General features: G+C 45.6%; 23 protein-coding genes and 1 pseudogene. 8 read left to right on the forward strand and 16 right to left on the reverse strand.

From position 1 onward, the window contains the following. Positions 1-35: 35 nt before the first annotated feature. Together J1C86_RS09960 and J1C86_RS09965 are read right to left on the reverse strand one after the other, a co-directional pair. Entirely contained in the window at positions 36-587 is a 552-nt protein-coding gene (locus J1C86_RS09960; RefSeq protein WP_125406121.1) for a CvpA family protein, read from the reverse strand. 10 nt (positions 588-597) lie between these two features. Further along, positions 598-888: a hypothetical protein gene (locus J1C86_RS09965; protein ID WP_002896593.1), complete on the reverse strand. Its 291-nt coding sequence runs from the start codon at positions 886-888 to the stop codon at positions 598-600. Positions 889-1076: 188 nt separating this feature from the next. Here J1C86_RS09965 and rnhC point away from each other — a divergent pair, with 188 nt between their 5' ends. Genes rnhC through recD2 form a run of 3 tightly spaced genes read left to right on the forward strand, consistent with a single transcriptional unit; the run spans position 1077 to position 5026 of the window. Beyond that, a complete protein-coding gene (gene rnhC, locus J1C86_RS09970; protein ID WP_125406123.1) occupies positions 1077-1967 on the forward strand; it encodes a ribonuclease HIII in 891 nt (296 codons plus the stop codon). Between the two features lie 3 nt (positions 1968-1970). Beyond that, entirely contained in the window at positions 1971-2600 is a 630-nt protein-coding gene (gene lepB, locus J1C86_RS09975) for a signal peptidase I (RefSeq protein ID WP_125406126.1), read from the forward strand. Between the two features lie 59 nt (positions 2601-2659). Beyond that, positions 2660-5026 carry an SF1B family DNA helicase RecD2 gene (gene recD2 / locus J1C86_RS09980; RefSeq protein ID WP_125406129.1) on the forward strand — a complete coding sequence of 789 codons (2367 nt, stop codon included), beginning with the start codon at positions 2660-2662 and terminating at the stop codon, positions 5024-5026. A 53-nt stretch (positions 5027-5079) separates the two neighbouring features. Here the strand turns inward: recD2 and J1C86_RS09985 are convergent, their stop codons facing one another. The 6 genes from J1C86_RS09985 to dinB all read right to left on the reverse strand — a co-directional run bounded on the left by J1C86_RS09985 (position 5080) and on the right by dinB (position 10095). Continuing rightward, entirely contained in the window at positions 5080-5718 is a 639-nt protein-coding gene (locus J1C86_RS09985; RefSeq protein WP_125406132.1) for a TetR/AcrR family transcriptional regulator, read from the reverse strand. Between the two features lie 75 nt (positions 5719-5793). Then, positions 5794-6549 (reverse strand): CPBP family intramembrane glutamic endopeptidase, encoded by a 756-nt coding sequence (locus J1C86_RS09990; RefSeq protein WP_125406135.1) that lies wholly within the window; start codon positions 6547-6549, stop codon positions 5794-5796. Then, positions 6539-7333: a CPBP family intramembrane glutamic endopeptidase gene (locus J1C86_RS09995; protein ID WP_061592257.1), complete on the reverse strand. Its 795-nt coding sequence runs from the start codon at positions 7331-7333 to the stop codon at positions 6539-6541. The genes J1C86_RS09990 and J1C86_RS09995 overlap by 11 nt, the downstream gene beginning before the upstream one ends. A 45-nt stretch (positions 7334-7378) precedes the next feature. Then, positions 7379-8173 (reverse strand): CPBP family intramembrane glutamic endopeptidase, encoded by a 795-nt coding sequence (locus J1C86_RS10000; protein ID WP_125406138.1) that lies wholly within the window; start codon positions 8171-8173, stop codon positions 7379-7381. A gap of 318 nt (positions 8174-8491) precedes the next feature. Then, positions 8492-8818: a hypothetical protein gene (locus tag J1C86_RS10005; RefSeq protein ID WP_125406141.1), complete on the reverse strand. Its 327-nt coding sequence runs from the start codon at positions 8816-8818 to the stop codon at positions 8492-8494. A 212-nt stretch (positions 8819-9030) separates the two neighbouring features. After that, the gene (gene dinB / locus J1C86_RS10010) at positions 9031-10095 is read right to left on the reverse strand and encodes a DNA polymerase IV (protein WP_125406144.1); all 1065 of its coding nucleotides are present in this window, start codon (positions 10093-10095) and stop codon (positions 9031-9033) included. Positions 10096-10465: 370 nt separating this feature from the next. Here dinB and pflB point away from each other — a divergent pair, with 370 nt between their 5' ends. The 5 genes from pflB (at position 10466) to J1C86_RS10035 (ending at position 16784) form a co-directional block, all read left to right on the forward strand. Beyond that, entirely contained in the window at positions 10466-12781 is a 2316-nt protein-coding gene (pflB, locus tag J1C86_RS10015) for a formate C-acetyltransferase (RefSeq protein ID WP_002896602.1), read from the forward strand. A gap of 159 nt (positions 12782-12940) precedes the next feature. Then, positions 12941-13717 carry a threonine/serine exporter family protein gene (locus tag J1C86_RS10020; protein WP_125408770.1) on the forward strand — a complete coding sequence of 259 codons (777 nt, stop codon included), beginning with the start codon at positions 12941-12943 and terminating at the stop codon, positions 13715-13717. Between the two features lie 4 nt (positions 13718-13721). Then, positions 13722-14189, forward strand: a complete 468-nt coding sequence (locus tag J1C86_RS10025; RefSeq protein WP_002903393.1) for a threonine/serine exporter family protein — start codon at positions 13722-13724, stop codon at positions 14187-14189. Positions 14190-14334: 145 nt separating this feature from the next. Next, positions 14335-15513, forward strand: a complete 1179-nt coding sequence (locus J1C86_RS10030; protein WP_125408769.1) for a hydroxymethylglutaryl-CoA synthase — start codon at positions 14335-14337, stop codon at positions 15511-15513. Then, positions 15510-16784 carry a hydroxymethylglutaryl-CoA reductase, degradative gene (locus J1C86_RS10035; RefSeq protein ID WP_125408768.1) on the forward strand — a complete coding sequence of 425 codons (1275 nt, stop codon included), beginning with the start codon at positions 15510-15512 and terminating at the stop codon, positions 16782-16784. Before J1C86_RS10030 ends, J1C86_RS10035 begins: the two co-directional genes overlap by 4 nt. A 40-nt stretch (positions 16785-16824) precedes the next feature. Here J1C86_RS10035 and fni read toward each other — a convergent pair whose 3' ends face one another. From fni to gla, 8 genes and pseudogenes are all read right to left on the reverse strand, one after another. Then, a complete protein-coding gene (gene fni / locus J1C86_RS10040) occupies positions 16825-17832 on the reverse strand; it encodes a type 2 isopentenyl-diphosphate Delta-isomerase (RefSeq protein WP_125408781.1) in 1008 nt (335 codons plus the stop codon). Then, on the reverse strand, positions 17813-18832 hold the full coding sequence (locus J1C86_RS10045) for a phosphomevalonate kinase (protein WP_125408767.1): 1020 nt from the start codon (positions 18830-18832) through the stop codon (positions 17813-17815). The genes fni and J1C86_RS10045 overlap by 20 nt, the downstream gene beginning before the upstream one ends. Next, positions 18822-19769, reverse strand: a complete 948-nt coding sequence (mvaD, locus tag J1C86_RS10050; RefSeq protein ID WP_125408766.1) for a diphosphomevalonate decarboxylase — start codon at positions 19767-19769, stop codon at positions 18822-18824. Before mvaD ends, J1C86_RS10045 begins: the two co-directional genes overlap by 11 nt. Next, positions 19751-20629, reverse strand: a complete 879-nt coding sequence (gene mvk, locus J1C86_RS10055; protein WP_125382087.1) for a mevalonate kinase — start codon at positions 20627-20629, stop codon at positions 19751-19753. Before mvk ends, mvaD begins: the two co-directional genes overlap by 19 nt. Positions 20630-20779: 150 nt before the next feature. After that, entirely contained in the window at positions 20780-21715 is a 936-nt protein-coding gene (locus J1C86_RS10060) for a serine hydrolase domain-containing protein (protein ID WP_125408765.1), read from the reverse strand. After that, positions 21712-22446 carry a CppA N-terminal domain-containing protein gene (locus J1C86_RS10065; RefSeq protein ID WP_125408764.1) on the reverse strand — a complete coding sequence of 245 codons (735 nt, stop codon included), beginning with the start codon at positions 22444-22446 and terminating at the stop codon, positions 21712-21714. The genes J1C86_RS10060 and J1C86_RS10065 overlap by 4 nt, the downstream gene beginning before the upstream one ends. A gap of 95 nt (positions 22447-22541) precedes the next feature. Further along, positions 22542-23825: pseudogene (locus tag J1C86_RS10070) on the reverse strand (DUF308 domain-containing protein). A gap of 63 nt (positions 23826-23888) precedes the next feature. After that, on the reverse strand, positions 23889-24752 hold the full coding sequence (gene gla / locus J1C86_RS10075) for an aquaglyceroporin Gla (RefSeq protein ID WP_002914417.1): 864 nt from the start codon (positions 24750-24752) through the stop codon (positions 23889-23891). Positions 24753-24795 lie beyond the last annotated feature (43 nt).

Consider the following 24795-nt stretch of genomic DNA (forward strand, 5'->3'; position numbering starts at 1 on the left):
AAAGAACCCAGCTAGCAGGCCAACTGAGTCGTCTTTTATCCGATAACTTGATTCACCCAGAGATCTTTGAGGATATTGGATGTGATAGGGGTATACTTGACAATAAAGCGAATCATGAAGCTGCTGTTGAGTCGCTCCTGAACCATCTCCATCGGCACCGTCGCTAAAATAGTCAGGCACATTCCCAAAACAAAAATAGAGATGCAAACAGCGATGGCTCCGCTGGTCACATTGTACCATTTGGTGTCTAGCTTATTGGGGTAGGGAATCAGGTTCGCAAAAATCCCGAAAAAGCGCCCAAGGATGTAGACAGCTGTAAAAATAATAAGATAGGCCAAACCAGCATAAAAAACCTGATCTAAATGAAAAAGTTGGGAGCTAGGGAAAAAGTAGGTCGAAGAGCCCTGAGTCGCACTGGCATAAGGCACCCAAAGGCTGATAAATTTAGCCAAGCTCTTATAAAAAGCTCCAGCCACCAGCATAGAAATCATGGTTGCAGCAGCATAATAGCCCTGCAGCACAATACCACGCGAGTAGCCGATATAAAAGCTCCAGGCCAATATTAGTAAAATAATAATAGAAAACATTATTTCTCCTCTATTTACCCGACTTTTCTCTCAAATCACTGAGCATTTTGTGACGAAAATCTTCTAGTTCTTTTTCCTTGTCGTCAAACTCAATCTCGCGGCTAAGCTGAGTAGATAGACTATTGACCGCCAGCAAAATCGCCAGGACTTCATCATCTGCCGCAGGCATCTGCTCTTTGATAGCCTTGTATTTTTCCTTTGCTACCCGTTCTACTTCTTCCATAAAGAGATTATCGTGTTCTGTTGTTAGAGTTAAGGTCTTGTTTCCAAATGTAAATTTATATCGATTCAAATTTGCCATAAAATCACCTCATTGTATTATATCAAAAAAGAAGCCCTTTGTCAGTTATTAAAACACTTGGAACAAGACTGGGACTTTCTTTTTCATCTTTTTTGACATAGCAAACAGCGATGCGCTCCTACAAAATTTTTGTAGGATTTTCAATCTTATGACTTTAGACTTTTCCATTTTATGGTACAATAGGGGGTATGGAAACTATCACCCTCAGTCCTAAACAGCAAGAAATTCAGGCTTTTGTTGAGAAATATCAAAGCCAGCTGGCTCCTAACAAGAACTCACATATTCAACATTTCTTCCGGCTGGATCAGGCGACGGTCAGTGTCTTTAGCTCCGGAAAAGTTCTTTTTCAAGGAGCAAAAGCTGCTCACTACGCTGGCTTTTTTGGCCATCAAGCAGGCAAATCCAGTTCTAGTCCTGCTTCTCAGAATTTTGCCCTCATTGGGACAGATGAGGTCGGAAACGGCTCCTACTTTGGAGGTCTAGCCGTCGTAGCTTCTTTCGTCACTCCAGACCAGCACGACTTTCTGAGAAAACTGGGCGTTGGTGATTCTAAAACCTTGAACGATAGCAAGATTCGCCAACTAGCTCCTGTCTTGAAAGAAAAGATTGCCCATCAAGCTCTGCTCTTATCGCCAGAGAAGTACAATGAAATCATCGCTTCTGGCTACAACGCTGTCTCTGTCAAGGTAGCTCTGCACAATCAAGCTATCTACCTACTGCTGCAGAAAGGCATCAATCCCGAAAAAATCGTCATCGATGCCTTTACCAACCAGCAAAACTACAACAAATACCTAAAGCAGGAAAAAAATCATTTTCCAAATCCGATAAGTCTGATTGAAAAGGCTGAAGGAAAGTTCCTAGCTGTTGCGGTCAGCTCTATTATCGCTCGTGACCTCTTTCTGGAAAATCTAGAAAACCTCAGCCAAGAGTTAGGCTATACCCTGCCTAGCGGAGCCGGAAGCAAGAGCGATCATGTTGCCAGCCAGATTCTTCTAGCCTATGGAATGGCCGGTCTGCAGCATTCTGCTAAACTCCACTTTAAAAATACTGAAAAAGCACAAAAACTTTTAGAAAGGTAACCTATGAAAAAATCAAATCCTGTCCTCTCATTTCTCAAAGAATGGGGCCTCTTTCTCTTCTTCATCTCTGTCATTATCCTGTCACGGCTCTTTCTCTGGTCCCCTGTAAAGGTAGATGGCCACTCTATGGACCCTACGCTGGCTAATGGGGAATACCTGCTTGTCCTCAAACATCAGTCTATTGACCGATTTGATATCGTTGTCGCCACTGAGACAGATGATAACGGTACAACCAAGGAGATTGTCAAGCGGGTCATCGGTATGCCGGGCGACACTATTCAGTATGAAAATGATACCCTTTACATCAACGGCAAAAAAACAGACGAGCCTTACCTGACGGACTACATCAAGAAATTCAAAGAAGACAAGCTCCAATCCACTTATACTGGGGACGATTATGATGATAATGGCGAGTTTTTCAGAAAACTCGCTGCTCAGGCTCAAGCCTTCACTGTTGACAAAGATGGTAGTCCTGTCTTCACCATCAAGCTTCTGGATGATGAATACCTGCTTCTGGGTGACGACCGGATTGTTTCCAAGGACAGCCGACAGGTTGGTGCCTTCAAAGCAGAACAAATCCAGGGCGAAGCCAAGTTTCGCTTCTGGCCGCTGCTGCCTTTTAAGACCTATTAAGCATATCGAACTCAGTTGAACGTCAACTGGGTTCGTTTTAAAAGAAGAACCTATAAACTATGGAATTTTACTTTTCAGGAACGATTGAACGGATTATTTTTGAAAATCCCAGCAACTTTTTCCGCATCCTGCTTTTAGATATTGAGGATACAGATGCCGAGGATTTTGAAGATTTTGAAATCATTGTCACCGGCTCCATGGCAGATGTCATGGAAGGCGAAGACTACAGCTTCTGGGGCAGTCTTGTCCAGCACCCCAAATATGGCCAGCAGCTGAAAATTTCCCGCTATGAGCGAGCAAAACCCAGCAGTAAAGGCCTAGTAAAATACTTCTCCAGTGACCATTTCAAGGGAATCGGGGTCAAGACTGCTCAAAAAATCGTCCAACTCTACGGAGAAGATACCGAGGACACCATTGACAAGATTTTAGCGGAGCCGGAAAAGCTGATCCAGATAAACGGCTTAGCAGCTAAGAACCGCGAGGCCTTTGTTGCCAAGCTCAGACTCAACTACGGAACTGAGATGGTACTAGCCAAGCTGGCAGCCTACGGCATTCCCAATAAGCTGGCTTTTCAAATCCAGGATACCTACAAGGAAGAAACGCTGGATATTGTCGAAAAATATCCCTATCAGCTGGTAGAGGATATTCAGGGGATTGGCTTTAAAATCGCTGACCATCTGGCAGAAGAGCTGGGTATCCAAAGTGATGCCCCTGAGCGTTTTCGGGCTGGTCTTGTCCACACCTTGCTGACCCAGTCCATGGAGCGGGGAGATACCTATGTCGAAGCTCGTGATTTACTAGAACATACCATCGAGCTCTTAGAAAGCTCACGCCAAGTGGAGCTGGACCCTAGTCTAGTCGCTGATGAGCTGGCTCATCTGATTGAGGAAGATAAGATCCAGAATGTAGAAACCAAGATTTTTGAAAACAGCCTATTTTTTGCTGAAGAAGGAATAAAAAGTAATCTGGTCCGTCTGCTGGAAAAAGGAGAGCAAGATTCTTTCGATCCAGATAAGATTACTACAGCTATCCAGCAAGTGGAGGAAAGCTCCGGCATCTCCTATGACAGTATCCAAAAAGAAGCCATCCGTCAGGCTATCAATCAAAAGGTCTTTATCCTAACCGGCGGACCGGGTACTGGAAAAACTACCGTTATCAACTGTATCATCGCAGTCTACGCCCAGCTTCGCGGTTTGGATCTGCGAAAGGTCAATGATCTGCCGATTCTGCTTGCAGCTCCTACCGGTCGTGCTGCTCGGCGCATGAACGAATTGACCGGTCTTCCTAGCGCTACTATCCACCGCCATTTGGGGATGACCGGAGATGACGATACCAGTCATTTGGATGATTATCTGGATGCTGATTTTATCATTGTGGATGAATTTTCCATGGTGGACACTTGGCTGGCTAATCAGCTGCTCAGCAATATCTCATCTCAGACCAAGCTCTTGATTGTCGGAGATGCGGACCAGCTGCCCTCTGTCAGTCCAGGTCAGGTACTGGCGGACTTGCTGCAGATACCAACTATTCCACAGACTAAGCTGGAAACCATCTATCGGCAGAGCGAGGAGTCTACAATTGTCACACTGGCTAGCCAGATTCAGAAGGGCATTTTACCAGCAGACTTCACAGAGAAAAAAGCGGATCGCTCTTATTTTGAAGCTAGAAATGAGCATATCCCGCCTATGATTGAGAAAATCGCTAGCGCAGCCATTCGCAGCGGTATCCCAGCTCAAGATGTTCAGGTATTGGCACCTATGTATCGGGGGCCAGCCGGCATTGACCAGATTAACAATCTTATGCAAAATCTCATCAATCCTATAGAGAAAGAGGAACTGACCTTTGAAGCTCCCGACTGTCAGTATCGCCAAGGAGACAGGGTTATCCACTTGGTCAATGATGCCGAAAGCAATGTCTTCAACGGTGACTTAGGCTATATCAGTGACCTTCTGCCTGCTAAGTACAGCGACTCCAAGCAGGACGAGCTGACCATTGCCTTTGATGGCAATGAACTTGTTTATCAGCGTAGCGAGTGGTATAAGATTCGCCTGGCCTACGCTATGAGCATCCACAAGTCTCAGGGCAGTGAATTTCCCGTGGTCATCTTGCCCATCACCAAGAGCAGTCACCGGATGCTGCAGCGCAACCTCATCTACACTGCTATCACCCGCGCCAAGAGCAAGTTGATCTTACTTGGGGAAAAAGCAGCCTTTGACTATGCTGCAAAAAACACTGGCACTGCCCGCAAAACCTATCTCATCGAGCGCTTTGGCGACTTTCCGCAAGCTGAGAGTAATATCCACAATACTGTGGATAAAATGAAACCACCTGTGGAAAACTATGTCCTGACTGAGGAAAATTTCCTGAAAATCGACCCCCTAATCGGCCTGACCGAGGAAGATATCCACAGTATATTCAGCACATAAATAAAAAGGCTGGAACAGAATTAAATTTTTTAGTTCTGTCCTATCGCCTTTTTTTATGCCTTATTTTTCTGGCTAAAGAGCTGCAGGAGCTCGTCAGTAAAGATATCCAGACCGACCGAGGTCATCATAAACTGCAGAAAATGGAAACGTTCTGGCAGTTTTTCGGGCTCACTTTCAAAAGCGGTCCCATGCATCCAGAAGTTCACCAGCAGCAGAAAAACTTCTGCAGCCTCTTCCGGATACTCGGTCTGAAGGGAGCCATCTGCCATCCCTTTTTTGATAATGTCACTGACCACAGGGGCGCCTATCCGCAGATTGTCCCGCATCATGGTCAAAATAAAGCCCGCGTCCTTCTCATACTCACCTACAATGCCGTCCGTAGCCCGGGCTGTCTGACTTCCCAGATTAGACTTGAGGATGGTCTGCAGCTGCTCCCTGCCAGTCAGATTTTCCGTAGCCTTGAGCCACTGCTTCATCTCTTCTTCCATCAGCTCCTGCCGGCTCCTCAACACCGCAAGGACAATCTCATCTTTTGACTTGAAATGATGGTAGATAGCCCCCTTGGAGATGCCCGCCGTCTGAGCAATATCCTGCATACTGGTCTTTTCGGACCCCTTTTGGATAAAGAGCTGGGTTGCTGTATTTAAAATTTTTTCTCTCATGGCCTGGGATTTGTCTTTTCGCTGCGCCATTCTGTTCCCCTTTGTTTCTAATGTAGCTTTATTCTACCAAAAAAGCCGGAGAAATACAAAATCATAAAAATATCTTTAAGCCTTGTCTTGCTGTTCCCTTTGATACCAAAGATAGATACTGTAAGCCGCCATCAAGATATAGCCTAGGAAAAAGAGCGGATTTTCCGTCCCCTTGCCTACAAAGATGCCTTCGCCAATTGTATTAATGAGCCCATGAAAGAGGACACAATAGAGGACAGACTGACTGGTCTTGTAAAGGGCTGCCAGCCAGAAACGGCCGAGCAGGCAAAATGCTGTAAAGACCAGAAGAGAGGTCCCTGCCTGACTGCTGCCGGGGGTAAAGAAGAGGGGCAGATGCCAGACAGCCCAGATTAACCCAGTTGCTACAGTTGCCAAAGGGAAGGGCAGGATCTTCTCCAGACTTGGCTGCAGGAAGCCCTGCCAGCCAATTTCTTCATTACCACCTGTCAAGAGAGTGGTTACCAGAGCCAGAACCAAGACATTCAAAAGATTCAAATTTGGCAGCGGCTTGGTCACAAAGACAATGGAAATCGTGAAGAGACCCACAAAAATCAACAGATAAGGCCAGCTTCCTTTCCTGGCAAACTTGATAAAAGTCAGCATTTCTTTCAAAGACTTACCTAAGACAAGCTTGGCACTTATAGCAGGACCAAATGTTCCCACTATCGTGAGCAGCGGAGGAAGCAACGGCACTCGCCCTTTCAGCACAGCCGAGAGAATCCACGCAGACCAAGTGATACCAAAAGTCCAAAGCAGAAAAATTAGAATTTGCTTGACAGATGAGGAATCTTTATAGTTTCTAGCTTGCATCTTTCTCAGCTCCTTTCCGATTGCCCTTCCAGTACCACCAGCCCAGCAGCAAAATTGTCATCACGGCATTCGCAGCATGAAAACTAAGAGACGTTCCGCCCTTGGTAGCTGCTCCTACGATAACTGTCTGGGCAAAGTTAATGCAGCCATGAAAGACCATGCAGGCAAAAACAGACGCTGTCTGCTTATATAGAACAGCCAGACAAAAGCTAGCCATGACACAAAATAGAATATAAAAAGGCAGGGAAAGCTGGCTTTGACCTGTTCCCGGAATCAGCCAGAGTGGCAGATGCCAGGCAACCCAGATGAGACCTGTGATGACCGTAGCAATCGGAAAAGAAAACTTCTTCTCCAAAGCTGGCTGCAGCACTCCCCGCCAGCCCAGCTCTTCATTCCCGCCACCAGCAAAGGTGATAAAGGTCCAGCCCAAAGGAAACATGAGTATGGCATTGAGCGGCGGTAATACAGGATTGGCAATAAAGAGAGTCAAAATCCGAATCAGGCAGAAGACTAGCATATACAGCCACCAGCCCTTAGCATGAGAAAAGATAAAGGACAGCATCTGCTTCGGTTTAGAAATGTTAAGGCTGATAAAGCTCCCTAGAGCTGGGCCAAAAGCCCCTATCAAGATAAAGACAGTTCCCAGAGTTTCTGCGCCATTGGTGATCTGCAGCGCAGATAAAATATAGAGAATCAGCCAGGATCCCCAGCTGATACCAAAGGTCCAAGCTAAGAAAGGCCAAATATGCTTGGGTTCTGGCCCTACATGTGTTTGTGTGTTCATATGATTACTCCTTTTTCTTTGACAGAAGAGCGATTGCCAAGATTTTTAGCCTGCATCTTTCTCAGCTCCTTTCCGATTGCCCTTCCAGTACCACCAGCCGACCAGCAGAGCGGTCATGATCAGATTAGCAGCCTGGAAGCTGAGATACCTTCCGCCATTTGTAGCACTGCCGACAATCGTCGCCTGAGCAAAGTTAATGCAGCCGTGAAAGACCATGCAGGCAAAGACAGAGGCCGTCTGCTTGTAGAGAACCGCCAGACAGAAACTGAGCAGGATACAAAAGAAAATATAGAAAGGCAAAGAAACCTGACTTTGACTCGTTCCCGGAATCAGCCAGAGGGGCAGATGCCAGACCACCCAGACCAGAGCCGTGATGACAGTTGCCAGAGGGAAGGAGAATTTTTTCTCCAGAGCCGGCTGCAGCACTCCCCGCCAGCCCAACTCTTCATTGCCGCCGCCAGCAAAGGTGATAAAGGTCCAGCCCAGAGGAAACATCAGAACGGCATTCAGAGGCGGCAGGGCTGGATTGGCGATAAAAAGGGTCAAAATCCGAACCAGACAGAAGGCTAGCATATAAATCCACCAGCCCTTAGCATGAGAAAAGATAAAGTCCAGCATCTTCTTGGGATGAGAAATTTTGAGGCTGATAAAAGTTCCCAAAGTCGGTCCGAAGCCCCCGATGAAATTGAGAGCAAAGCCCAAAGGCTCAGCCCCGTTGGTCAGCTTCAGGGCGGTTAAAATATACTGAAGCAGCCAGGCTCCCCAGGTAATGCCAAAAGTCCAGGCCAGAAAGGGCAGGATATGCCTTGCCTCTGGCTCTACATGTGTTTGTGTGTTCATACGATAACTCCTTATCGAATGTAGAATAGTGAAAAGTCATCCGAAAACTGGACAAAGGCATCCTTTACTTTCAGTCTTTCAGATGATTGCCTGTTTTGAAAAGCAGATTTTTAAAATCCGACCATTCGGTTTGTTTTATTATAAAAAATAAAGACCTGCGCCAAATAGAAAACGTAGTCTTTTAGTCCTTGCCTAAACTAAAAAGCAAAGATGGACTAATTGGTGCTAAAATATACGTCAGCATCGTCTAGATACTGCCTGCTGCTTTTAGTTTCTAAGTTGTCCTGACTCTGATGCTTAAGACAGGCCATTTCTCTGCTACTTGCTCCTTTCTTGATTTTGCGATCGCCGGATATGCCAGAGATTGGAGGCAAGGCTCAGACCCCCTACTGCCATAATACCCAGTCCTCGCCAAGGGCTAAAGACAGAAGTCAGCAAGCCACCAGCAAGGACAGCATATCCAGCTTTGACTCCCCACTTAGAATAGCGTATGCCATTCTCACCCTGTGTTATCTTTTCTAGCCACACCTTACGTTTTTCTGCCTGCTGCTGCAAAAACTCTTTCTGACCTTCCCGCTGCCGATCTAGCTCCTGATTGAACTTGAGGATGTGCTCGCTTGTTTTTTCTACTACAGATTTCTTCATTTCTGTTCCTTTCTTTTTAAAAACCGACCAGACGGTTTTTTATTTTATAAACTCAGTATAACAGACACAGAAAACTTTGTCCAGTATTTTTTCAAAAAAGATTATTTTTAGTTAATGAAAATTATCAGCCAACTTAGAAACTCGTCACAAGCAACTCTCTCATTCTAAAAACTATATCTAAAAAAGCCTGGTAATGAACCAAGCCTTTATCTTTATTCAAACCCCGTCACTGTCAGTCCTAGCAACCGGATACCTCGTGGTTGCTCTTCCAAGCTATCGTAAATCTCATGAGCCGTTCGCTCGATTTGCTCCTTGTCTTGAGTGGCTAGATTCAAACTTTTCCTTTTAGTCAAGGTGGAGAAATCGGCATAACGAATTTTCAGAACGATGGTTCGTCCTTTCTTATCATGCTTAGTCAGGCTATTTTCTACCTTCTGTGCCAGCAGGGTCAGCTCTTTCTTGATATCCTCCTCACTATAGAGTAGTTTGGCATAGGTCCGCTCCTTCCCGATCGACTTACGAATACGATTGGATTTGACTGGACTATTACTGATGCCACGCGCTTTACGATAGAGATCAAAACCAAAGCGACCAAACTTATCAATTAAAGTCATTTCCGGTATCTTGAGCAGATCTGCACCAGTATAAACTCCCATTTCATGCAGTTTTTCAACACTCTTCTTACCAACTCCATGAAACTTGGCAATATCCATAGGCGCCAGAAAGGCCTCAGCCTCTTCGGGTAAAATAACAGTCAGACCATGAGGCTTCTCATAGTCACTGGCAATCTTGGCTAGAAACTTATTATAAGAAACGCCCGCTGAAGCCGTCAGATGGAGTTCATTCCAGATATCGTGCTGAATCAGCTTGGCTATTTTGACTGCGGATTTAATCCCAAGCTTGTTTTCCGTTACATCCAGATAAGCCTCGTCGATGCTCATTGGCTCAATCAAGTCCGTATAACGTTTGAAAATTTCTCGGATCTGCAATCCGACCGCCTGATATTTTTCGTAATTCCCCGAGATAAAAATCCCCTGAGGACAACGCTCATAGGCTTCCTTGGAGCTCATAGCCGAATGAACTCCGAACTTTCTGGCCTCATAATTGCAGGTGGAGACGACACCACGACCGCCAGTCAAGCGTGGGTCGCTGCCGATAATGACCGGATGCCCCTTTAACTTAGGATTATCCCTCTCTTCCACCGAAGCGAAAAAAGCGTCCATATCAATGTGGATAATCTTCCGAGATGTATCGTTAATCAGTGGAAAAATCAGCATGCCCTCCTCCTTTCTCCTACAATCAATCTCAGCTTACAGGCTTTCACAAAGTCGGCCCTTTTTTGCTCAAATAAATCTGAAACAGTTTTTCGTTCTTGTAAAAAGTATTTTAAACGTAAGATTCTTCGTCAGTAATTTTTGTATGACATTTTAATTACTTTTATTATAACTTTTTTACCCATTTTTCCAAAATATTTGAAAAGAGTTATGTTTTTCAAATCTATAGTACACATCCGCGACTTTTTACTTTCTGTATTATAAAAGAAAGTCTTTCTTTCTGCCGAAAATGGTTTGTGAAACCGATTACCGTATGATATACTTTACTTATAAATGTAACAGTTTATGTTGCTAGAATAAAGAGGAAAATCAAATGGTTGTAAAAACAGTTGTTGAAGCTCAAGATATTTTTGACAAAGCTTGGGAAGGCTTCAAAGGTGAAGACTGGAAAGAGAAAGCAAGTGTTTCTCGCTTCGTTCAAGCTAACTACACACCTTATGATGGAGATGAAAGTTTCTTGGCAGGTCCTACTGAGCGCTCACTCCACATCAAGAAAATCGTAGAAGAAACAAAAGCTCACTACGAAGAAACTCGTTTCCCAATGGACACTCGTCCAGCATCTATCGCTGATATTGACGCTGGTTACATTGACAAGGACAACGAACTGATTTACGGTATCCAAAACGACGAACTCTTCAAATTGAACTTCATGCCAAAAGGCGGTATCCGCATGGCTGAAACTACTTTGAAAGAAAATGGATACGAACCAGACCCTGCTGTTCATGAAATCTTTACTAAATATGTTACTACAGTAAATGACGGTATCTTCCGTGCTTACACTTCTAACATCCGCCGTGCTCGTCACGCCCACACTGTAACTGGTCTTCCAGATGCTTACTCACGCGGACGTATCATCGGGGTTTACGCACGTCTTGCTCTTTATGGAGCTGACTACCTCATGGCTGAAAAAGTTCGCGACTGGAATGGTTTGACTGATATTGACGAAGAAACAATCCGTCTGCGCGAAGAAATCAACCTGCAATACCAAGCACTTGGTGAAGTTGTAAAACTTGGTGACCTTTACGGAGTTGACGTTCGCCGTCCTGCTTTCGACGTTAAAGAAGCTATCCAATGGACTAACATCGCCTTCATGGCTGTCTGCCGTGTCATCAACGGTGCTGCTACTTCTCTCGGACGTGTGCCTATCGTTCTTGACATCTACGCAGAACGTGACTTGGCTCGCGGTACTTACACTGAATCAGAAATCCAAGAATTTGTTGATGATTTCGTTATGAAACTTCGTACAGTGAAGTTTGCTCGTACGAAAGCTTACGACCAACTTTACTCTGGTGACCCAACCTTCATCACTACTTCTATGGCAGGTATGGGAAACGACGGCCGTCACCGTGTTACAAAGATGGACTACCGTTTCCTTAACACACTTGACAACATTGGTAACTCTCCAGAGCCAAACTTGACCGTTCTCTGGACTGACAAACTTCCATACTCATTCCGTCGCTACTGTATGCACATGAGCCACAAGCACTCTTCTATCCAATATGAAGGTGTGACAACTATGGCTAAAGATGGTTACGGTGAAATGAGCTGTATCTCTTGCTGTGTGTCTCCACTTGACCCTGAAAATGAAGAACAACGCCACAATATCCAATACTTTGGTGCTCGTGTAAACGTGCTGAAAGCCCTTCTGACAGGTCTCAATGGCGGTTACGACGACGTTCATAAAGACTACAAGGTATTTGACATCGAGCCTATCCGTGACGAAGTTCTTGAATTCGAATCAGTTAAAGCGAACTTTGAAAAATCACTCGACTGGTTGACTGACACTTACGTAGATGCCTTGAACATCATCCACTACATGACTGACAAGTACAACTACGAAGCTGTTCAAATGGCCTTCTTGCCAACTTACCAACGCGCTAACATGGGATTCGGTATCTGTGGATTTGCCAACACTGTTGATACCTTGTCTGCTATCAAGTACGCTACTGTTAAGCCAATCCGCGACGAAAACGGCTATATCTACGACTATGAAACAATCGGAGAATACCCACGTTGGGGTGAAGATGATCCTCGCTCAAACGAACTGGCTGAATGGTTGGTTGAAGCTTACACAACTCGTCTGCGCAGCCACAAACTTTACAAGAACGCTGAAGCAACAGTATCACTCTTGACTATCACATCTAACGTTGCTTACTCTAAACAAACTGGTAACTCACCAGTCCACAAAGGAGTTTACCTCAACGAAGATGGTAGCGTGAACTTGTCTAAATTGGAATTCTTCTCACCAGGTGCTAACCCATCTAACAAGGCAAAAGGTGGCTGGTTGCAAAACCTTAACTCACTTGCTAGCTTGGACTTCAGTTACGCAGCTGACGGTATCTCATTGACAACTCAAGTTTCACCTCGTGCGCTTGGTAAGACACACGACGAACAAGTAGACAACTTGGTTACTATCCTGGATGGCTACTTCGAAAACGGTGGTCAGCACGTTAACTTGAACGTTATGGACTTGAAGGATGTTTACGACAAGATTATGTCTGGTGAAGATGTTATCGTTCGTATCTCAGGTTACTGTGTAAATACTAAGTACTTGACTCCAGAGCAAAAGACTGAATTGACTCAACGTGTCTTCCACGAAGTACTCTCTATGGACGATGCTTTGAGCTAATAAACGACTAAGGACTTACAAACCATTTGAAAGAAGATTGGAAATCTCCAATCTTCTTTTTTGTATTTCAGACTTCGAGTGACTGCCAACTTGATGATATTTTTCAGAGGCTTTATGGTATAATGGTTCTATTGCTATACTAGGAAAAGGACTGGGGAAATGACAGAGAAAGGTATCAGGGAAGAAGCTAAAGATTTCAATCTGGCGGTAGATGTCATCATGCTGGCTGGGACACTGCTGCTACAGAGCGGATCCGAGACTTATCGGGTGGAAGACACCATGATTCGTATCGCTCATTCGCAAGGGATCATCGATTGCAATGCCTTAGCAATGCCAGTGGCTATTTTCTTTTCGATTGAAAATACAAATGTCTCACGGATGAAGCGTAATCTCAAGACAAACTACAATATCGAGAAGGTCTGTGACGTGAATCAGGTCTCCCGTCAGTTGGTAACAGGAGAAATCAGTCTTCAGGAAGCTTTTGATGAGCTGAATCGTCTCAAAGTGAAGGAGCTGCCCTATAACAAGAAGCAGCTGATCGCTGCCGCAACGCTCAGCGCTCCCTTCTTCTCCATCATGTTTGGCGGAAACTTCTACGATGCTTTAGGCGCGGCCATTGCTACCTTCTTTGGCTTTGCCTTCTCTTTGTATGTGGACAAGTATATCCGCATTCCTTTTGTGACTGCTTTTGCTGGAGCCTTTGTCTTCGGACTGCTGGCTCATATCTGGACACGTTATTCCGGTTTTAACTCCACAGATGATTTAATTATTGCAGGTTCTGTCATGCCTTTTGTGCCCGGCATTGCTCTGACCAACTCTGTGCGTGACATCATGACCAACCATATCAACTCTGGGATGAGCAAGCTCTTTGAATCGCTCCTCATTACCCTTGCTCTTGGTGCAGGTACTTCTGTCGCCCTCCTTATTATGAAATAAGCCTATGACAATCTTGACTTTCTTACTGCAAGCCGTTGCCAGCCTGCTGGCCATCATTACCTTTTTAATCGTTCTAAACGTCCAGCGTAGTATGCTGATTCCCGGCGGAGTGCTGGGCATGGCTATTTGGCTACTCTATCTCCTGCTCAAAGGACCGACCAATGTCATTATAGCAACCTTTGTGGCTGCTATCATTGGTTCCTGCGTCAGCCAAATTCTCAGCATCATCTACAAAACGCCCGCTGTTGTTTTTATTTTGGCTATTCTAGCCCCCTTGGTCCCAGGCTACATTTCCTATCGGACGACTGCCTTCTTTGTCACTGGTGACTATAGCCAGGCCATGATTCACGCCACTCTGGTGGTCATTCTAGCCTTGGTCATCTCGATTGGCATGGCCAGTGGCACTGTCGTACTCAAGCTCTATCACTATTTAAAAAAGCGCCAAACCAAACTCACAGCAAATAAACAGTAGAGCCATCTGCTGTTTTTATTTTGGAAAATACATCTTAAGCCTGATTTAGCTGAGATTAGATGTTTTTTGTAAGAGTTTTATTCCTAAGTATGGTAAAATAGTTTTCGGAATATACTAGAATAAAAGGATTTAAAGAGGTCTTATAATGACAATCGGAATCGACAAAATCGGTTTTGCGACCAGTAATTATGTTTTAAAATTAAATGATTTAGCTGCAGCCCGTGGGACTGACCCAGACAAGCTTAGCAAGGGGCTCTTACTCAAGGAACTTAGCATTGCTCCTCTGACTGAGGATATTGTTACCTTGGGTGCGGCGGCAGCAGAGCCCATCCTGACAACAGAAGACAAAGAAAAGATTGATATGGTCATCGTGGCTACTGAGTCAGGGATTGACCAAAGCAAAGCGGCAGCCGTTTTTGTCCATGGCCTTTTGGGTATCCAGCCTTTTGCCCGCAGCTTTGAAATTAAGGAAGCCTGCTATGGAGCTACTGCTGCACTGGACTATGCCAAGCTCCATATCGAAAAACATCCAGACAGCAAAGTTTTGGTGTTAGCTAGCGACATTGCCAAGTATGGCATTCATACACCTGGCGAGCCAACGCAGGGAGCAGGTGCTATTTCTATGCTGATTAGCAGCAATCCCCGTATCCTCGCTTTCAATGATGACAATGTAGCTCAGACACGTGATGTCATGGATTTTTGGCGCCCAAATTACTCGACAACCCCTTATGTCAACGGTCTCTATTCAACCCAGCAGTATCTGGATAGCTTAAAGACAACTTGGATGGAGTACCAGAAGCGCCACAAGCTAGCTCTCAAAGATTTTGCGGCCTACTGCTTCCACTTGCCCTATCCAAAATTGGCCCTTAAAGGCCTCAATAAAATCATGGATAAAAGCCTGCCCCAAGAGCAGCAAGACCAGCTCAGAAAGAACTTTGAAGCCTCTATTCTCTACAGCCAAAAAGTTGGAAATATCTATACAGGCTCCCTCTTCCTAGGCCTCCTGTCTCTTTTAGAAAACTCTGACAACCTCAAGGCCGGCGATCGGATTGCTCTTTTCGGCTATGGCAGCGGGGCTGTCTCTGAAATCTTCAGTGCCAATTTGGTAGAGGGCTATGAAAAGCATCTATCTCAAACACGCCTAGAGGAATTAAACCAGCGTCAAGCTCTTTCCATCGCAGACTACGAGCGCATCTTTTTCGAAGAAGCTGAGCTGGATGCGGAAGGCAATGCCCGCTTCTCTGACTATGAAAACCAAAGCTTTGCTCTGGCAGAAATTGCAGAGCACCAGCGCAAGTACATCAAAGTTGAGAAATCATCATGAAAGTAAACTGGACTGGATTTTCCAAAAAAACTCCTGCTGAACGGCTGCAGATGCTGAAAGAAAAGGGACTTTTACAAGATGAACATTGGCAGCTGCTAGACAGTCAGCAGACTTTGCCTCTGGAAACGGCCAACCAGATGAGTGAAAATGTGCTGGCCACTCTAGCCCTGCCCTACTCTCTGGTGCCAGACTTTCTGGTGGATGGCAAAAGCTATCAAGTTCCATTTGTGACAGAAGAGCCATCTGTGGTAGCAGCGGCTAGCTTTGCGGCTAAAATTATCAAACGTTCAGGCGGATTTGAAACCGAGGTTCACAAACGCCAGATGATTGGGCAAATTGCCCTCTATCAGGTTGATAAGGCAGACCAAGCCATCAAAGATGTTCTCAGGAAAAAGAAAGAGTTGCTGGAACAGGCCAACCAAGCCTATCCATCGATTGTTGCTCGTGGTGGAGGTGCTAGAGATCTCTGGCTGGAGCCAAAGGATGACTTCCTCATTTTTTATCTTTCTGTGGATACACAGGAAGCCATGGGTGCCAATATGCTCAACACCATGCTGGAGGCCCTCACCCTTTCTCTGGAAGAGCTGACTGGCGGTAAAAGTCTGATGGCTATCCTATCAAACTATGCAACAGATAGCCTAGTAACAGCTCGCTGTGTCATCGACTATCGTTTTCTCAGTCGGGATAAGGCCGAGGCGGAACTTCTTGCGAATAAAATGCAACTAGCCAGTAAATTAGCAAAGGTCGACCCTTACCGAGCAGCTACCCACAATAAAGGTATCTTTAATGGTATTGATGCTTTGGTGCTGGCTACTGGAAATGACTGGAGGGCTATAGAAGCTGGCGCTCATGCCTATGCCAGCCGAGAAGGAAGCTACAGCGGACTCTCTACTTGGAATGCGGATTCAGACAACCGACAGCTTCATGGTCAGATGACACTGCCCATGCCCATTGCAACTAAGGGAGGCTCCATCGGCCTCAATCCCGCAGTGGCAGCCAGCTTTGACTTGCTAGGGCAGCCTCAGGCCAAGGACTTGGCTTCCCTCATCGTATCGGTCGGATTGGCACAAAACTTCGCTGCCCTCAAAGCCCTGGTCAGTACTGGCATCCAAGCCGGACACATGAAATTGCAAGCCAAATCTTTAGCATTACAAGCTGGAGCCCAAGGCGAAGAAATTGCTGCTGTAGCCAATCGCTTAACAGCCAAGAAGACTTTCAACCTCGCTACTGCTCAAGAAATCCTAGCTGACTTACGAAAACAGGACAAGTAAAAAGGCCATTGATGGCCTTTTTTGTATGACTTTATGCTATTTATTGAATCTGTTCATGAGCTTCTTTTAGCCGACCGTAGAGTAGATAAGGTACACTCTTTAATTCTTGCAAGTTTCGGCAGGACAGGGCACACATGATGAGGCGCAAATCCGATTTCCAGCCTTCTACAATATCAATAACCTCTTCCACTGAGTGATTTTCCACCAAGTCCAATATGGCGCGAGAAAGGCCAACCGACTTGGCTCCTAAGACAAGGGCTTTGATCATATCCAAAGGATGACGGACACCTCCACTAGCCAAGAGTTCGACCTCATCGCAAAGTGGCTGAAGAGCTAGCAGGCTCTGCAGAGTAGATTGCCCCCAATCATTAAGGTAATCACGATTGCCACCACGCTGATTCTCAATATAGGCAAAGCTAGTGCCACCCCGGCCGGAAATATCAAAAGTCTGAATCCCCAAGGAGCGCGCTTCTTCGACAGTAGAGCGATCCATGCCAAAGCCAACTTCTTTAAGAATTAGAGGAAGATCCAGCCACTGACCATAATCAGTCAAGTGCTGGCGCCAAGAGCGAAATTCCCGCTCGCCCTCTGGCATCAGCAATTCCTGCATGAGATTGACATGGACCTGCAAAAAGAGGGGATGCAAATCAGCTACTGCCTGCTGGGCGGCTTGAAAAGGCTTGTCCAAGCCGATATTGGTAGCCAGCAATAAATTAGGCCGACCAGTCGCCACCCGATAGGAAGAATCAGAAGGATTTTTCAAGGCTGCGCTGTAAGAGCCAGTTACAAAAAGAAGGCCGCAACTTTCAGCTACTTGAGCCAGCTTTTCATTGACTTGACCGCCTTTTTTGCTGCCGCCAGTCATGGCATTGATGTAAAAAGGAAACGCCCAATCACGACCAGCAAAGTGAGTAGATAGGTCAATCTCTGCCAAATCGTACTTGGGCAAAGAACGGTGAACCAGTTCCATTTCATCAAAACTGTTGTAACCCAGACTCTGCTCTAAAGCGTATTTGATATGGTCATCCTTACGATTCTGGCTCATCATGGTCCATCCTTTCTCTGTATAATAACTCAATGCCAGCTTCTTGCCAAGCTTGAATCAATTGGTTGCTAGATGCGGCATCAAAGCTGAGAGCAATCCCACAGTCGCCACCGCCGGCACCACTGCTCTTAGCCACACAGTTCAGTCCCTCTGCCGCTTCTTTTAAGACTTTCAGCCTGTCTGTATAAATAGCTGGGCTGAGTGTTTCTAAGAGCTGACTAGCCTTTTCCAAACTGGACTGAATAGCGAACTTCTCTCCTACTAATAAAGCTCTCTCCAAAGCATCAACCTGCGTCCTGCTTCCTGTCAAAAAGGAGTCTGAAATAGCTGACTTGACCTGATTGACCAAGTCCTTAGAAATCGCCGGCTGCTTGGTCCAGCCAACTAGAAAATCCATGGCTAAGCAAGGCTTAATACTGCGAATTTCAAAACCCCAATCCTCTGCTAGTAATTGCTGTAAATCAACTTTGTCCATACACTTGCGGACCAGCTCTCTATCAAAAGATCGGTAGTAAATCAGGTCTTCATAAGCAATGCAGGCTAGATCTCCCATAGAGCCATTGTCCCCTCGCTTTAGGAGGACGTAGGAAGCCAGTTTGAAGAGCAGCTCTGGCTCTAAGTCCAGCTCATAAAGTCCTGCCATGGCCTTGAGAGTCAGAATAACCACACTACCGCTGGAGCCAATCCCGAACTTCTTACCGTCCCTTTCCATTTTGCCACTAATCTTTAGAGAAAAGGGCTGAAGTTGGTAGCCTAAGGCTAGCAGATAAGTGTTCATAGCCCCTACCGTCTCCTGAATCAAGACATAATCAAGGTCTGGCTCTAGGTTAGAGCTGTGTTCAAACATATCTGATGTCAAGTGATAGTCAGGCGCTGTCTGGATTTCCGCCGTCATATAGATAGGAATGGCCTTGATAATGGCTGGCTGACCGGCCGTCAGCACTGCATATTCACCTGCCAGATAAAGCTTGCCGCATGTTTGGACTCTTGCACTAGTCTTCATCTGACAAGTCCTTTGTTTTGGAGACGATAAGCCGATAATCCTTCTCAAATATAGCAACCAGATGGTCTAGGTCTTCCTCCAAGCAGAGGACCTTGACATTTGGCCCTGCGTCCATGGTAAAGTAGCAACGCTCGCCCTGGTCCCGCAGCTTTCTGACAGCATCCATAGCCTGGTAAGACTCCTCTGTCAGATAAGAAAACGGCGGATAAGCTTTTTCTGTCGTGGCATGCATTCGAAGAGCATTTTCTTCTGTCAGCTGACCTACCTTAGCAAAATCATTGTCCTGCAAATAGCCTAGCATAGCCTGATAATCCAAAGCAGACTGGTCAATCCAATCTGGGAAAATGGTGGAAGTTTTAGCACAGAGCTCCATACCGTCACGGCTGGAAATGGGCTTTTTCTCATCGTGCAGAACCAGCATAATCATGGCTAGTTTCAAATCCGTCTTGACTGGATAAATGGCCCCACTGTCCTTATCCCAGGCCGCTAGCGGACCAAAGAAAGACCGAGCAGATGATCCTGAAGCAAACTTAGCCAGCTGGGCCAGCTCTTGCGTCTGATAGCCCGTCTGAAAATAAGCATTGCAGGCCTTGACTAGGGCTGATAGACCGCTGGAGCTGGAAGACAGCCCTGCTGCAGTTGGCATATTATTGCTGGTATCAACGCGGACAAAACCATCTTCTGGAGAGCGGAAACGGTCAATAATCTTACTGATTTTGGCATGTTCTGCCGGGCTTTGCAGCTGACCGTCAATATAAAACTCATCTCCAGTCGCTGAATCCGGCAAAGGACTCAGCTGCGTCTCGGTATACATATTTTCCAGTGTCAGCGAGATACTGCTGGTAGACGGAATCATCTTTTCTGCATCTTTCTTCCCCCAATATTTGACAATTGCAATATTGGCATAGGATTTGACACTTACAGGCTTTCGATCCATGTGTTAATGGCCCCTTTCTCTCTCAATAATGCGGCTAAGGCCTCCGCCTGATTTCTTTCTCCTACAAGAGCAATGACACAGCCACCCAGACCACCGCCGCTCATTTTAGCTCCCAAAGCTCCGTTTTCAAGAGCTGCCGCTACTAGCTCATCTGCTTTCTGGCAAGACACTCCTAGCTTGGCTAACTTCTCATGAGCCTTGGTCATAGCTTGTCCCATTGTCATCAGGTCCTTGATAGAAATGGCTTTCTCAAGGATTTTTGTTAAATTCCCCAATTCCTGAAGCAAGGGCAGAGCCTTTTGACCCTGACTTTCTACAGCTCGAATAGCTTCGCGGGTATGACCGTGAATGCCCGTATCTGCAATCACTAAAAAGGCATCCAGATCCAGCTCTATTTCACTGAAACCAAAATTGCGGATGAATTTGATAGCCACATCGCTAAGGCAGGTCTTGGCATCAAGGCCACTGGGATTCATATGGGCAATCATCTCTGCCCGATTGGCTAGAATCTCCAGTGTTTGGTCATCCAGTTCTTCCTCAAAGTAGTCAAAGACCGCCCGAATAGCTGCAATACTAACCGCGGCTGAAGACCCCATTCCCCTCTTCTCAGGGACCATGGACTCCACCTGACAGCGAATCTTAGCCCCTTGCCGACCGAGATGTTCTAGACAGGCAAAAACAGCCATAGACAGCGTATCCTCGGCGTAGAGGGTCCAGGCCCGCTCAGACGGAAAGACCTGACAGGTCACTTCAATACGATTAAGGGGCAGGGAAATGGCCGGATAGCCGTAGACCACCGAATGCTCTCCCATTAAAATAATTTTACTATGTGCCTTGCCGACACCAATTTCTTTTGTCATATTCTTCTCTTGTCTGTAGATTCTCTCTATCTTATTTTAATATACTTTGGCAAAAAAAGCGATTTTTATTAAGAGAAAATCACTGGGGCTAGAGACCGATATTTATATAGGCAGACACGATAAAACTCCGGGGCTTGCAGCCGGAGTCTTTTAAAGTTCTCTTCTTATCAGGTCCATCAGCTGGTTACGATCTAAGATCCATTGAGCCCGCTCGTCTTTTTCATAGGTCCGGTTGGACAGGAAAATAGCCGCCTTTTGCTCCTTGCGATTATACATGATAAAGGTTCCCGTGTAGCCAGTGTGATCCAGCCAGCGCCCCTCTAGATTCCAGGCTAGACTGCGTCTTTTGCCTGGCTCCTTGGAAAAATTCTGGGTCAGATTGGCCGCAAAATCATCCTGCAGATAATGTTCCAGAAATATTTCCAAATCCTTGATAGTTGAAAATAAGCCAGCACTGCCAGCATGGACACCCAGCACACGCGCCTTGGGATCATGAACCTGACCATCCTGGACACCGCGAACGGTCGGCACAGCTCCTAGAACTGGTCCAAAACTAGTCTCAGCCAAACTCCAAGGCTGGAAAATCTGACTTTGAAAAATCTGATCCAAGGCCTGACCGTAGATTTCTTCCAACATAAAGCCCAAGAGCAGAAAATTCACATCCGTATAGCGAAAGGTCTTATCTTCAAGCACTGTCAAATGATTGAGTGCTGCTTTCAACTCGGGAGCTGTCAGCTGATCACGATTAGGAATAAAGGGATCCAGTCCTGATGTGTGGGTCAAGAGCTGACGCAAGGTCACATCTTCTTGATGAAAGGCCGGATAATAGTGCTGCAAGGGCAAATCCAGCTCCAGCTTGCCCTGCTCATACAAAAAGGCTGCCAGAGTACCAACTCCGACCACCTTGCTGACGCTAGCCAAGTCATAGACCAACCCCGCTTGAGTAGCCTTTCCTTCTTGCGGATCAGCTAGACCAAAGTAGAATTCCTGCCACCGGCCAGCTTGGTACAAGGCCAGACTAGCACCGGGATAGATACCATCTTTTAGCTGTTCTTTGATTTTACTGATGATGTTTTCTAGAGTCATGCTTCAAACCACAATTCAATCTTGCTAGAATCCTGACTCAACAGGAACTTATCTGACTTGGGTACAAAAACCTCGTGTCCTTCAAAGATAGGACGCAGCGCAGCGGTTTCTAAACGATTGACCTGAGCTTTGAGCATAGTCAAGTCCCAAGTTAGGGCATTGTCTGCCTGCAAGTCTTGTCCCTCTGCTTCTGTAAAGGTCAGGAAATCCAGCGCATTTTCAATCTTGCTATAAAATTCTTGAGCTTCATTGGCATTAGGTACACGAATTTCTACTGTTTCTATCTCAAATTGGCTAAGGCCGATGAAGTCCTCTTGCTTTTCAAATTCAGGCGCCGCCGTGACCTCTTGCAGATTTGCTCTATTATCTTCAGCATGCAGGAGAACTAGGTCACCCTCTGGTGACAGAGCTTCAAAAGCATAGCCTTTCTCTCCTTGATACAGCTTAGTCCAAGCAGGCTTTTGGGCCAATAGAGACTCGATTTCTTTAGCATCTGCAACCTTGACAACGATTCTGGCTAATTTTTTAGGACCTTTTACTCGCCGCGACCGCATACTGGGTGATTCTTCCAACTGCAGTTTCTCAGTCTTAGTCTGATCTCCTAAAGACAGAAAAGCAGCTTCCTCTAAAAGGGCCTTCATGCCCAGCTGATTGACAAAAAATTCTTGATTTAAATGACGATTATTGATCTTTAATACAGGGATAATTCTAATAATATGATTCGCGCTCATAATTCCTCCAAACCATTTTATTGTAATGGATTTTCATCTTTTTGACAAGAAATTATGCGCAAATAAACAATTTTTAAAACAAGAAGACCTTGGATTTATTGGTAAACGGTCTGAGCAATGACCAAACCCCTAGCGGACTCAAACTCGTACTGCAGATAGGACTGCTAGGTACCGGGCGCGATAATACCACGAATATCCAGAATATCTGTCCCAGTCTGCCCAATAATCGAATCTGCTAGCAGGCAACAGTTGGTCGACAGGACAAAATACGTCTTGAAACGACTGGTTTTAAACTTATACAGCTGCGCTCCTAGTTCATGCTTCAACTTGTAGGAGTATGTTGGCTGGCCATTTTTCAGTTCTGCTGGCGGCTCCCATTCTACTAACAGCTGATCAATTTCAGCCAGGCGCTTCTCAACCGCTTCCTTCTCCTTATCTGTCAAAGCCAGAGAATAACCAAAGAGCGTTTTCTTGCTTTCTTTTTTGCAAAGCTCAATATAGGCGTCTTTAGGAACCTTGAAGAGAACACCGTCTCCAATCATGCCCTTGCATCGCTCAGAAAAAACATCATAGCTGCCATAAGAAATCACTTGTCCCTGATAACAAATATCTACATGACCAATGCCCCCTAATAAACTTGTCTTTGAAGTATGGACCAAGACCTCCAAGTCCGCCTTTTTTTCTCTATTCTTAACAAGACTATAAACATTTTTACGATCAGAAGCTGCATCTCCCTGAATCAGTCGATTAAAGCGTTCCAGATTTTCTACCGGAATAAAGGCTGCAAAAATAATAGGTAGGTTAATACGAATTTGCCTACGCAGCCGATGTTTTTCACGGTCATTGTCGAAAAAGAGGCCATCCCGGATATTGGACATTCCCAGCATCATCAAATAGATTCCCAAAATCAAAAACTGCAAGTGTCCGTCAGTCGCAGGCGAAAGAATACTGGTCAGTCCAATCCCACCATAGAGAACGGTATCAAATAGATAGCGCAAGCCGCCCTTGACATGATTTTGCCGATAAAGCAGATAGGTCACTCCGTAAATACCGGCCGTCAAAATCTGGTAGCTACCCAAACTGATAATCACAATATTGACAGGCACATCACTGATTCGGTTAAGCCAGCTGATACCCATAGCGACTGCAATCTGAAGCAGACTATGCCAGACAGCCCCTTCTTTCTTGCGCGTAAAAACATGAAGAACAATATTTACCAAGCCAACAACTGTCAGATAAAGCGAAATAAAATCGAAGGCCAGCTGGGTAAATCTGAAGCCATTGACAATGATAATCAGGCCAAAAACAAGGGCTAAAAAACCAAAGAGTAAGGTTCTGCGGCCACTGATCTTATGATATTTTGATACTTGCATCTCCATCTTTACCTTCTCTTTCGTTCGAAAAAAGAGTTGAGGAAATCCCCCAACTCTGATCTTATGTGCTTATCCGTAGATTGTTTTAAACAAGAGGACTGCTGTGATACCTGCAAGAATCGGTGCCACAACTGGAACCCAAGAATACCACCATTTTGAATCACCCTTGTGTTTGCCCAAAACAGATTCTGGCAGGATGAAGTGGAGGATACGAGGTCCAAGGTCACGAGCTGGGTTCAGCCCAGGTCCAGTAGGGCCTCCCAGAGAGGTTACCAAAGCCATTACTAAGAAACCAAGTGCCAAGTGAGCGACTGAAAGACCAGCAGCAGTATGCGGAGCCACTTGTGCTTTCACTGCTGCATCAGTCAACTGCTGACCAGATTGCTCAATAAATGGTTTCAAATATTGTAACGCTTCTGCCCCAAAGAAGTTCTTAGTCAAGCCTAGAGCAGCAAAGAAAAGAACAAAAGAACCAACAAATTCATTGATAAAACCATTGAACAAGGCAGCTTTACGTGATTCAGGTGTGCCATGATCTAGGCTAGAGATAGTAGAGAAAGTACCTAAGATATTGTTAGGATTTTCTGTTTTCAGATAGTAAGGACGGTGGGTCGCAACGACCAAGGCCTGTCCGAAGATAGCTCCCAAAATCTGTGCTGCAATGTATGGCGCAACCTGTGCCCAAGGGAAATACCCGCTGACAGCAAGTCCCAAAGTAAAGGCAGGGTTGATATGGTTACCGGACACATTACCAAACATCAAAGCTGGAATCATAACCCCCATACCGTATCCGACAGCGATGACCAACCAACCGCTCTGATGTCCCTTAGTTCCTTTTAATTCAACGTTGGCAACAGCTCCGTTCCCCAAGACAATGAGGATAGCTGTTCCTAAAAATTCTGTGGCGTATTTAACGACCCATTCGAAATCCATTTAGTGATACTCCTTAAATATTTTTTAGACAAAGTCTATTTTA

It is taken from the genome of Streptococcus sanguinis (genome assembly GCF_050220005.1).
In the GTDB taxonomy this organism is placed as follows: domain Bacteria; phylum Bacillota; class Bacilli; order Lactobacillales; family Streptococcaceae; genus Streptococcus; species Streptococcus sanguinis_Z.